The sequence below is a fragment of the [Clostridium] scindens genome (assembly GCF_019597925.1).
GTDB lineage: Bacteria > Bacillota > Clostridia > Lachnospirales > Lachnospiraceae > Clostridium_AP.
In genome coordinates this window covers 2,773,073-2,785,069 of the sequence record NZ_CP080442.1, presented here as the reverse complement: position 1 = coordinate 2,785,069, position 11,997 = coordinate 2,773,073, and the positions used below count along the sequence as shown (strand labels likewise).

At 47.5% G+C, this 11,997-nt stretch carries 9 protein-coding genes and 1 other annotated feature; of the genes, 6 read left to right on the top strand and 3 right to left on the bottom strand.

Annotation, left to right across the window (positions count from 1 at the left end; all coding sequences use genetic code 11):
• Together K0036_RS13305 and K0036_RS13300 are read left to right on the top strand one after the other, a co-directional pair.
• Entirely contained in the window at positions 1–1,629 is a 1,629-nt protein-coding gene (locus tag K0036_RS13305; RefSeq protein ID WP_044955283.1) for a CvpA family protein, read from the top strand.
• Positions 1,629–2,570, top strand: a complete 942-nt coding sequence (locus K0036_RS13300) for an AEC family transporter (RefSeq protein WP_220429953.1) — start codon at positions 1,629–1,631, stop codon at positions 2,568–2,570. The genes K0036_RS13305 and K0036_RS13300 overlap by 1 nt, the downstream gene beginning before the upstream one ends.
• Here the strand turns inward: K0036_RS13300 and K0036_RS13295 are convergent.
• Entirely contained in the window at positions 2,565–3,728 is a 1,164-nt protein-coding gene (locus K0036_RS13295) for a CapA family protein (RefSeq protein ID WP_259283307.1), read from the bottom strand. The genes K0036_RS13300 and K0036_RS13295 overlap by 6 nt on opposite strands.
• An 81-nt stretch (positions 3,729–3,809) precedes the next feature.
• Positions 3,810–4,232 (bottom strand): hypothetical protein, encoded by a 423-nt coding sequence (locus K0036_RS13290; protein ID WP_025642887.1) that lies wholly within the window; start codon positions 4,230–4,232, stop codon positions 3,810–3,812.
• A 173-nt stretch (positions 4,233–4,405) separates the two neighbouring features.
• Positions 4,406–4,641, top strand: a binding site (T-box leader).
• 86 nt (positions 4,642–4,727) lie between these two features.
• Between K0036_RS13290 and leuS the strand changes: the two genes are divergently transcribed.
• A complete protein-coding gene (leuS, locus tag K0036_RS13285) occupies positions 4,728–7,157 on the top strand; it encodes a leucine--tRNA ligase (protein ID WP_220429952.1) in 2,430 nt (809 codons plus the stop codon).
• A 67-nt stretch (positions 7,158–7,224) separates the two neighbouring features.
• Here leuS and K0036_RS19585 read toward each other — a convergent pair whose 3' ends face one another.
• Positions 7,225–7,839, bottom strand: a complete 615-nt coding sequence (locus tag K0036_RS19585; RefSeq protein WP_220429951.1) for a sugar O-acetyltransferase — start codon at positions 7,837–7,839, stop codon at positions 7,225–7,227.
• Positions 7,840–8,157: 318 nt separating this feature from the next.
• Between K0036_RS19585 and K0036_RS13275 the strand changes: the two genes are divergently transcribed.
• The 3 genes from K0036_RS13275 to K0036_RS13265 all read left to right on the top strand — a co-directional run bounded on the left by K0036_RS13275 (position 8,158) and on the right by K0036_RS13265 (position 11,995).
• Positions 8,158–9,603, top strand: a complete 1,446-nt coding sequence (locus K0036_RS13275) for a C45 family autoproteolytic acyltransferase/hydolase (protein WP_220429950.1) — start codon at positions 8,158–8,160, stop codon at positions 9,601–9,603.
• A 104-nt stretch (positions 9,604–9,707) separates the two neighbouring features.
• Entirely contained in the window at positions 9,708–11,054 is a 1,347-nt protein-coding gene (locus K0036_RS13270) for an ABC transporter substrate-binding protein (RefSeq protein WP_220429949.1), read from the top strand.
• 56 nt (positions 11,055–11,110) lie between these two features.
• Positions 11,111–11,995: a carbohydrate ABC transporter permease gene (locus K0036_RS13265; protein ID WP_220429948.1), complete on the top strand. Its 885-nt coding sequence runs from the start codon at positions 11,111–11,113 to the stop codon at positions 11,993–11,995.
• Positions 11,996–11,997: the final 2 nt, after the last annotated feature.

The window sequence follows — 11,997 nt, the reverse complement described above, 5'->3', positions numbered from 1 at the left end:
ATGAAAGGAAAAAGAAAGTTACTAATTGCGATCGTGGTCATATTGGCGGCAGGACTATACTACTATGTTGCTTTGCCCGCATTCAATATCCACTCTTCTGACACCTGGTTTTTTATTATATTTTTGCTGGTGGTGGTGGCAGTTATTTATGCGGTCCGCAAGAAAATTGGAAAGGCCGAGCTGCGCACAAGCAAGACAATGAAGTTTTTTGGCTTTGCGATCCTGGGATTAGGAATCATCTATCTGGTGGGATCCTTATTGTCTTCCCCAATCGTCAATGCCAAGAAATATCAGAAGCTGATGAAAGTAGAAGAAGGGGAATTTACGGAAGATATAAAAGAACTTTCTTTTGATAAGATTCCGCTTCTTGATAAGGATACCGCGGAAATTCTTGGTGACCGCAAGATGGGCAGCATGGTGGATATGGTGTCCCAGTTTGAGGCGGACGACATCTACAGCCAGATTAACTATCAGGGCAATCCGGTCCGGGTATCTCCATTAAAGTACGCAAACCTGATCAAATGGTTTACCAACCGTTCCAATGGTATACCCGCTTATATCAGGATTAACATGGCCACCCAGTCTACAGAACTTGTAAAACTGGATGAAGGCATAAAATATACTACCAGCGAGCATCTGAACCGGAATATCTATCGTCATCTCCGTTTTGCGCATCCTACGTATATTTATGGGGAACTGAGCTTTGAGATTGATGAGAAGGGCATTCCATACTGGATCGCTCCCGTGAAAAAATACAATATCGGCCTTTTCGGCGGAGAGACGGTGGGCAAAGTAGTGCTTTGCAATGCCATTACCGGAGAGACGAAGACTTATGATATTGATGACGTTCCCCAGTGGGTGGACCGGGCTTATTCCGCAGACCTGCTGGTACAGCTGTTCGATTATTACGGAACCTTGAAGCATGGCTTTTTCAACAGCATCTTAAGCCAGAAGGACTGTCTTAAGACTACGGACGGATACAACTATCTTGCTCAGGATGATGACGTATGGATGTACACGGGCGTGACTTCCGTTAATGGCGACCAGTCGAATGTAGGATTCGTCTTATCCAATCAAAGGACCATGGAGACCAAGTACTATAAAGTAGAAGGGGCGACGGAGGCTTCCGCCATGTCCTCGGCAGAAGGCCAGGTGCAGAACCTGAAGTACACGGCCACCTTCCCGCTGCTGCTCAATATATCCGATGAGCCGACATATTTTATCGCCCTCAAGGATGATTCAGGCCTGGTAAAGAAATACGCGATGGTGAATGTACAGAAATACCAGATTGTCGCTATCGGCGACAGCGTAAGCCAATGCGAGGAAAATTATCTGGAACTGCTGTTCAGCAATGGCGTAAAAGAAGTGGAAAAGGACACCAGGGAAGTCAAGACGATTACCGGAAAGATTACCAAGATCGCCCAGGGAGTCATAGAGGGAACTTCTCATTATTACCTCATGCTGGAGAATTCGGAGGATATTTTCGATGCATCCGTAGTAGATTTTATTGATGTGGTAAGATGCGAGCCAGGGCAGGAAGTAACGATAGAGTACAAAGAGGATAAGAAGGCAAACCTTGTTATGTCTCTGGAATTTGACGGTATAGTAGACAAGGAAGAAAAAGAGTAATGGAAATAAGTATGTTATTAGCAGAACAGATTATGGCGATGTTCCTGACGATGGCGGTAGGTTACGCCGTCGTCAAGATCGGCCTGTTTCGGACGGAAGACAGCAAGGTTCTGTCCAATATGGTCGTCTATATCTGCTCGCCTTGTATTATTGTAAATTCATTTCAGATCGAATTGACCAAGGATAAGGTAGAGGGACTGTTGATAGCGATCGTTGTGGCGGCTGGTGTTCATGCCGCCATGATTATTTTAACGAAAGTCCTGGAGAGGCCGCTGCACTTCAACAGCATTGAAAAGGCCTCAATCATCTATTCCAATTCGGGATTTCTGGTGATCCCCCTGGTAGCATCCGTCCTGGGACAGGAGTGGGTGTTCTACACCACGGCGTTCATTGTGGTGCAGACCGTCCTTTTGTGGACCCATGGCCGGGGACTGGTAAGCCAGGAGGCACAGAGAGATTATAAGAAGATCATACTGAATCCGAATATAATCGCAATGCTGATAGGAGGATTCCTGTTTGCGACGCAGATAAAATTCCCGGTGGTAATTGGCAGCTGCGTCAGCAGTTTCGGCAATATGATCAGCCCGGCCAGCATGCTGGTTATCGGCATGGTCATCGGCAACGTGGATCTTTGCTGGGTATTCAGGCAGAAACGGCCTTATCTTATCAGCTTTATCCGCTTGATCGCGATTCCGGCGCTGGCGACTATTGCCTTCGTGCTCATAGGCCGCATATGGCTTCATAAAGATGCCGAATACATATTGATGGTGGTCCTGCTGTGTACATCGGCGCCGGTAGCCACTATGATTACGCAGATGGCGCAGATCTATGACAAGGATGCCCGCTATGCCAGCGTGATCAATGTCATGTCCGTAATCTTCTGTATTGCAACCATGCCTCTGATGATTATGCTTTATGAGTTTTTATACCACCATCTATAAGTCTTTGCTGTATTCTTCAATCTTATCAAGGACTCTCTGTTTAGAGTCGCCTTCCAGCGGAGTCGGGCAATAGTCATTATATCCAGTGGCAGAGGACAAGGAGCAGGGAATCATCTGGATGTCATCGTTCTTTTGAACCACTCCTTTTTTAAACGTAAATGTCTGCTGGAAGATCATCGTATCCTTGTCTTCCGGGTTGGAGTTGCCGCCAAAGCAGAAGTTTCCAAGACTGTAGGCGATATATTTGTCTTTATACTTCTCAACGCCCTGCAATACATGGGGATGGTGGCCGATCACCAGGTCGGCTCCCTCATCGATGGCTAAGTGGGCCAGTTTTTTCTGCGTATCGTTTGGCAGATATTCCCGTTCAATTCCCCAATGGAAATTCACGATTATCAGTTGCGCGCCAGTTTCCTTTAAGGCGGCAATATTTTCTTTTACCTGCTGCTTTTTCTTCAGGTGGTCGGCAAGCTCGTAGATGCCTGTAAGCCCTACCTTTACGCCCTTGATCTCCAGAATCTTGGCCCGATCGTCTCCAAATGTGGATACGCCTGCGCCTTCTAAAGCGGCAATGGTATCGGTATAACTCTGCGCGCCATAGTCATGGCTGTGGTTGTTCGCCAGATTGGCAGCTTCCACCGAACTGCCGGATAGGATGGAGGCATATTCCGGAGGAGCCTTAAAGGCGTAAGTCTTATTCTCGCGCTGGTCGGAATCAGTCAAGGTACCTTCCATGTTTACGATGGTCAAATCGTCTTCAGACAGGATGGATCGGACATTCTGGAAGAAATAATCTGCCCCCTGCGCGTTGTAATAGGCATTCAGGCTGGTATCCTGATTAAAATTCACGTCTGTTCCCAGCGTGCAGTCGCCGATAGAACTGACCGTGAGCGTGACAGATGCTTTTTTATCTTTGACTTCTTCCGTATCTATCACCAGTTTCTTTACCTCCACGCCGGAGGTGTCAATCTTTGCTTTTCCTGATTTGGCGCTGGTTTCTACAGATTTTTTGTGCTTTGTATCTTTGGATGTGGCCATCCATATTCCTACGACGATAATAATACATGCCAATACAGAAAAAAGAGCACACAGCATCACTCGAAGCCTTTTTAACTTCTGACGCCTGGCCCTTTTTCTTTTTTTGTTCTTTGATTCCACTCATTTTCTCATACCGTAAAAGGGCAGTCCATCACTGGACCGCCCTGCATTTCCATTCGCTTCGTGTATTTGCCGGTTGTTCTAGTTCAGATACTGGCAGCCTGTCTGGTCAATACCAGATAAATCTTCTTTGTTGGCGCTGATGCTTACATAGAATTCAATGTCGCATTCCTTTGAAATCTTCTTAAGGCGCTCAATGAATTCTGGCATGTTGCCTAAAGAAATATCGGCATGCTTCAGTATTCCATCGATGAATACACATTCAATATCATGGTTGGAACTGTACATGCCATATAAAAAGCCGATATACTCGTCAATATTTTCAATTGCTGGAAAATCATCCATACAGATCGTACGGATATCAAATGCAACACTTGCAGTGTCGCGATGCGTCTTTTTGATAAAAACTACGTTTCCGTTACAGCTTTTCGCCTGCTGATTAGCCTGCTCAATCATTTGTTGTGTCTTTCCGGTGCCTTTTGGGCCTGTTAATAAATTTACCATGGCAAACCTCTCCTTTATGTATCATATTATACTGAAGTTTTCAGTACCATTTACTTATGTTTATTATACACTAAAGCCAAGGCGTGAACAACTACAAAAAATAAGTTTTTCAGGAACCCTAAAATCAGGACTTGACTTATTTTAACATTCTTCATATAATAAGTAAGAATATTGTAGAAACGAAGATGAGGAGTAGTAAGAGCCTACCGTTTTACAGAGAACTGCCGGATGGTGCAAGGCAGCAAGCGTAATCTCCCAACTCGCCTCGGAGTTCTTCTGCTGAACCCTGTATGATCGTATAGGCAGAAGCGGGCCTTCCCGTTACAGAAGATAATGAGTGCATCCGTATTTTATCAGTACGGGTGAAAAAGAGTGGTACCACGGAAGTTCAGGCCTTTTCGTCTCTTGCGAGATGAGAAGGCTTTTTCTAAGAAAGCAGGTATGCTGACAAGGCCGATGGGCCTTAATATATCAAAAGAGCAGGAGGAAAGAATAATGTCAAACGTACCTTATAACCATAAGGCAATCGAGAAAAAATGGCGTGAAAGATGGGAGCAGAATCCAGTCAACCTTAAGGCTGACGAAAAGGGGAATAAGAGGGAAAAGTACTACTGTCTGGACATGTTTCCGTATCCGTCGGGAAATGGCCTTCATGTAGGACATTGGAGGGGATATGTAATCTCTGACGTATGGAGCAGATATAAGCTGCAGCAAGGATACTATATCGTGCATCCGATGGGATGGGATGCATTCGGACTTCCGGCTGAGAACTATGCCATCAAGATGGGCGTGCATCCTGCAATCTCCACAGCAGAGAATGTAAAGAACATCAAGCGCCAGATTAATGAGATCGCGGCCCTGTATGACTGGGATATGGAAGTGAACACTACAGATCCCGAATTCTATAAATGGACCCAGTGGATCTTCGTAAAAATGTTCAAGGAAGGCCTTGCTTATGAGAAGGAATTCCCGATCAACTGGTGCCCATCCTGCAAGACCGGCCTGGCGAACGAGGAAGTTGTCAATGGCAAATGCGAGCGCTGCGGCACGGACGTGACCAAGAAGAACCTGCGCCAGTGGATGCTGCGGATCACCAAGTATGCGGAGCGTCTGCTCAGCGACTTAGACAAGCTGGACTGGCCGGAGAAGGTTAAGAAGATGCAGGCAGACTGGATTGGAAAGTCCTATGGCGCGGAAGTAGATTTCCCAATTGACGGAAGAGAAGAAAAAATCACGGTCTATACCACCAGGCCAGATACCCTTTATGGCGCTACCTTCATGGTACTTGCGCCTGAGCACGAACTTTCCAAGAGCCTGGCTACGGATGAGACAAGAGAGGCGGTAGAGAAGTATATCTACGATGCGTCCATGAAGTCTAACGTAGACCGTATGCAGGATAAGGAAAAGACCGGCGTATTTACCGGAAGTTACGCGATCAACCCGCTGAACGGGGAGAAGACGCCAATCTGGCTGTCCGATTACGTTCTGGCGGATTATGGTACAGGAGCTATCATGTGCGTTCCCGCTCATGACGACCGTGACTTTGAATTTGCAACCAAGTTTGGAATTCCGATCGTCCAGGTTATCGCCAAGGACGGCAAGGAAATCGAAAATATGACAGAAGCCTATACAGAAGCGGCAGGAACTATGATCAATTCCGGAGAATGGAATGGCATGGAATCCGCGGTACTTAAGAAAGAGGCGCCGCATATCATCGAGAAGCGCGGACTTGGCCGGGCAACCGTGAACTACAAGCTGCGTGACTGGGTATTCTCCCGCCAGAGATACTGGGGCGAGCCGATTCCGATCGTGCATTGCCCGGACTGCGGAGCCGTTCCGGTACCGGAAGAAGAACTTCCGCTTCGCCTGCCTGAGGTAGAATCCTATGAGCCTACTGGAACCGGAGAATCTCCACTGGCTGGAATTGACGAGTGGGTGAACTGCAAGTGCCCGGTATGTGGAAAGCCTGCCAAGCGAGAGACCAACACCATGCCTCAGTGGGCAGGGTCTTCCTGGTATTTCCTGCGCTATGTGGATAATCACAATGACAAGGAACTGGTTTCCAGAGAAAAGGCAGACGAGATGCTTCCGGTAGATATGTATATTGGCGGCGTAGAGCACGCGGTACTTCACCTTCTGTACTCCCGCTTCTATACCAAATTTTTATATGACATCGGAGCGATCGACTTTGACGAGCCGTTCCATAAACTGTTCAACCAGGGAATGATCACCGGCAAGAATGGCATCAAGATGAGCAAGTCCAAAGGAAACGTGGTTTCCCCGGATGATCTGGTAAGAGACTACGGATGCGATTCCCTCCGGATGTACGAACTGTTCGTAGGCCCTCCAGAACTGGACGCAGAATGGGATGACAGAGGAATCGACGGCGTAAACCGTTTCTTGAAGCGTCTCTGGAATCTTGTGATGGACAGCAAGGATGCGGATGTCAAGGCTACCAAGGAAATGATCAAGGAGCGCCATAGACTGGTGTATGATATTACAACCCGTTTGGAAAACTTCAGTTTGAATACAGCGATCTCAGGATTTATGGAGCACAACAATAAATTGATCGAGATTGCCAAGAAGGAAGGCGCGATCGATAAGGAGACCCTGTCTACAATGGCAGTGCTGCTTTCCCCATTCGCCCCCCATATCGCGGAGGAAATCTGGGAGCAGCTGGGACATGAGGGCAGCGTGTTCGCAGCCGGATGGCCGACTTATGACATGGAAGCCATGAAAGATGACGAGATCGAAGTGCCGGTACAGATTAATGGCAAGACAAGAGCAGTCATTTCCGTGGCAGCGGACATTTCCAAGGAAGATGCGATTGCCGCAGGAAAAGAGGCAGTGGCAGACAAATTGACGGGCACGATTGTAAAAGAAATCTATGTGCCGAAGAAAATCATTAATATCGTGCAGAAATAAATGAGGGTTAAATCTCATCCGATTTTGAAAAATGGAGAATACTTGTGAGGTATTCTCCATTTCAATATTAAGGCCGATCTGCAGGCGGGAACTTCCGGTTCTTGAAGTAGTACTCCCGGTCGTACTCGCCGATTTCCCGCAGGATCCGACAGGGGTTGCCCACCGCAACGACATTCGAAGGAATATCCTTTGTAACCACGCTGCCAGCGCCAATCACAACGTTGTCGCCGATGGTGATGCCGGGCACAATAATGGCGCCGGCGCCAATCCAGCAGTTTCTTCCAATGTGTACGGGGAAATTATACTGATATCCTTCCTGCCTGGACTCAGGACAGATAGGATGACCTGCAGTCGCAACCGTCACATTGGGGCCGAACATGGTATAGTCCCCTACATAAATGTGAGTATCATCCACCAGCGTCAGGTTAAAATTGGCATAGATGCTATGGCCGAAATGCACATGCCTGCCACCGAAGTTTGTATGCAGAGGTGGCTCGATGTAGCAGTCTTCCCCAATTTCAGCAAACATTTCTTTCAACATTTCTTTTCTTCTTTCCTGCTCCGTGGGGCGCGTCATATTAAAATCATATAATTTATCAAGGTATGCCAGCTGTTCCTTCATCAGCGCCTCATCTCCGGGGTAATATAATTCCCCGCTGTGCATCTTTTCTTTAATATTCATACGGCTGTTCTCCTATCCTATGAAAAATATTATATTGAGACAACATTATACCATATGTTGAGCAGAATTTATTATATTAAGCACAGAGCATAAAAAAATTTCTGCCTTGAAGTGAAGAGGTCCATTCTTATTCCAGGTTTCCAAGCCAGGTTTTGAATAACCTTTTACTGGCCTGTTCTCGCTTTTCATGAGGTTACGGCTTAGAGAGTTCTGAAAAAATAAATAAAGGTATGGATTCTCTGAAAAGGAGAATGAATTGGAACTGGCAGATTTGGAAATTATATCAGAAGTAATTATAATCGTGACGGGAGAGAGCATATGGAAAAGAAGGAATGGTCGAGGGACGGGAAGAGTTACCGGTATTCTAAGGATGGATGGGAATTCCTCTATATCGAGGGAAAGCCTTTCGAACGGGGCGTTTCCTATGGAGAACTTCTGGCCAGGGAAATCCGGGATGCCATAAGGGAGGCATCCCGGCTGGTGATGCTCCAGACTGGCATAGAGTGGGAGTTTTTGAAAGACAGCAAGATCAGTATTTTGCATAAATGGAAGGAGCACCTATGCAGGAAGCCTTACAAAGAATTTCTGGAAGAAATGCAGGGCATGGTACAGGGAGTCCGGCAAGTCATACCAGACTGTCCGGTGACGCCAGATGATCTGATTCTGTGGAATGGGTATGAGGAACTTACCGGTTCCTGGTTTCCCAACGCAGCGCCAGAACTTTATGATAGCCTGGACGTGCAGCATGGCATCCGGCATGCAGGCGGAAGAACCTTGAAAAGATTTTCTTCTGGAGCGGGAGATCACTGCAGCGCATTTATAGCAACTGGATCGTATACGGCTGACGGAAGAATTGTCATGGCACACAATAGTTTTACGCCGTATGAGAACAGCAATTCTATGAATGTAGTAGTGGATCTGGTTCCGGCAGATGGAAACCGTTTCATCATGCAGTCCTGTCCGGGATATATCCATAGCCTGTCCGACTTCTATGAGACCCGGATTGGAGAAGGAAAAGGGCTTATGATAACGGAGACCACCATTGGAGGATTCAACGCTTATGACTGCGACGGCGCGCCGGAATTTGCGCGTATCCGGCGTGCCGCCCAGTATGCAGGGAGTCTGGATGAATTCGTGGAACTTTTCTGGGAGGACAATAACGGCGGGTATGCCAATACCTGGCTGGCAGGAGACATTAAGACTGGAGAGATCATGCGGTTTGAAGCAGGTCTTAAGTTTTATCATATAGACAGAACTACTGATGGATATTATGCAGGCTTTAATGCGCCTTTGGATCCGAGAATCCGCAACTTGGAATGCGAGAACAGCGGGTTTGCGGATATCAGGCGGCATCAGGGAGCAAGACAGGTCCGCCTTCCCGGACTTCTGGAAGAATATAAGGGGAGGATAGACAATTTGGCCGCACAGGAGATTCTGGCGGATCATTTCGATGTATACCTGGATCGGGAGAATCCATGCTCCCGAACGGTATGCGCCCATTATGAACTGGATGACAGGGCATACATGAGCCAGCCGGGAAGGCCGGTTCCCTTCCAGCCGAGGGGAGCAGTGGATGCGGTGACCGCCGACAGTGCGGACGCGAAGGAACTGAGTTTGTGGGCCAGATGGGGAAGTCCTTGCGGGATGCCATTTTATGCGGAGGAATTTCTGAAGAAGAATCCGCAGTTCGAGTATCTGAGAGAATTCTTAAAAGACAGGCCGAGCTTGCCATGGACAAGGCTAAAAGCCGATATGCGAAGATAGAAACGGCAGGCTTTATTGTAAGAAAATTCATATTGACATCCATAATCCAAAAGGTTATAATCATTATAACAATATGACGTTATAATGATTAAAGGAGGACGCATATGAAAAGAGTTGTCAGTATGTTGATTGTAGCAGCAATGTTTATGGCAATGCTATCCGGCTGCCAGGGCAAGGAGAAGGCAGAAGATGGATCCGGCGGCAAGACGGAACTTACACTGTGGTGGTGGGGCGAGGAAGATGTTCCCGGCTCCAAGGCATGGCTTGAAGAGACGGTGGATGCCTATGAGAAGGAGAATCCGGATATTAAGATTGAAATGGTGCAGCAGACATCGGATCAGCTGATTCCAGCGTGGGAGACATCGGTACAGTCTGGAAAAGGAGCGGATATCCAGTTCTTCTGGACCGGTACATACACGCTGATGTATGTCTGGGATGAAGAGAACAGAAGCCTTGCAGACCTGACGGAACTGATTCCGGAAGATGAGATGGAGCACTGGATGGGAACGGAAGGCATCTCCTGGGATGGACAGCCTTGGGCGGTTCCCTGGTACCAGGTCAGCATTATCATGCTGTATAATAAAGAAATATTTGCCCAGGCAGGACTGGATGCAGAGAATCCGCCTGCCTCATGGGAAGAATTCAAAGATGCCTGCGAGAAGCTCAAAGGGAGCGGAGTCATACCTTTCGAAATCGGAGGAATGAAGGACGGATTTGATTCACCTTGGCTGTATGCCACAATTGGCACGTCTGCCCATGACAGCGTGCAGGAATTTGTAAGTGCCGCGGTAGAAGAGGGAAGTTTTACAGAAGATTCCCATACGCTGTGGCTGGAACGATTGAAAGAATTAAATGACAGCGGATACATTAACCCGCTTACCATGTCCAATGATTTCCCATCCGGGCGGGAATCCTTCCTGAGAGGAGAATCTGCCATGGGCCTTGTGACGAATGGACAGGGAATGCAGTGGATCGAAGAGATGGGCGGAGACGAGAAGGTAGGCGTGATGCGAATTCCGGAGTTCTCTGACGGAGATATGGCCGGCAAACAGAATGTACAGAGCCAGGCGTTCGGGATACCAGAGTTTTCACAGCACAAAGAGGAAGCGGCAGATTTCCTGGTATTTACGCACCAGCCTCAGCAGTTGAAGCGGTTCTATGAACTGACCAAGAACTTCCCGGCAGATGACAGATTCGATCCGGACTCCCTCCAGCTTGAAGGAGAGAAGTTCCTCTGGGATTATATGCTTGAAGACAGCACGATTTATCCATCTTTATACATTCCGACTATGGTAAACAGCCAGGGGAATTATGCGGCGGCTCAGATGGTACTGTCAGGAAAGACGGCCAAGGAGGCGGCAGAGCAGATTGAGAATACGGCTAAGGAATGGAGGCAGATGAGCCCGGATGAGTATGATAATTTTGTGAAATGGTCGAAAAACTGTGAATAAGCAGCCAGGCTGCTGCCCCGATGGCGGGCAGCGGTCCTGCCAAAGAGGTGAATATTGTGATTCTATTGAGAGAGAAAGAAAAGAAGGTGCCATATTGCTTTCTTGCCCCTTCGCTGTTCATGATCGCGATCGTATTTATTTATCCTATCATTACGGTCCTGTATGACAGCATGTTCCAAATCAGCGGGCGCAAGCGGACTTTCGCAGGGCTTGAAAACTTCATCCTGCTACTTAAGAATGAATTGTTCTGGAAATCCGTAACCAATAATCTGAAGTTTTTTATATGTGTTCCGGTTCTGATCATCCTTGGCATAGTTCTGGCGGTATTGCTTTATAACCAGATACCGGGCTGGAGGATATACCGGGTACTGATGCTGATTCCTTACATATTCTCTATCACTGTGACAGGAATCGTGTTCGACTGTATCCTGCGGGAGAACGGCCTTCTTAACGGGATATTGCAGAAGATAGGCCTGGGCGGGCTGGCGCAGGCCTGGCTTGGCCAGACTTCCACAGCCCTCTATGCGGTGATGGCGGTTATCATCTGGAAAGAACTTGGGTTTGGGACAATGCTGATCCTGGCAAGGCTGATGTCGGTGGATGAGTCCTTGGTTGAAGCAGCAAGACTTGACGGAGCAGGACTATTTACGATTACCAGAAGGATCCTGCTGCCGGAAATTAAGCCGGTAGTCTCCTTTTACTTTGTGCTTTGTATGATCAACATGCTGTCTTGGCTGTTTAATTACATCTACGTGATGACAAAGGGCGGACCTATGAACAGCACCTATGTTATGGACTTTTATATATACCAGCTGGGTGCCAAGTATGTGAATTACGGTCTATCATCCGCGCTGTCGGTGATTCTGCTGTTTGTAACGTTCTGCCTGGTTGGCGTGCAGGCCTATGTACGGACCCATGTATTTCATGACGAGGAGGTGTAAGA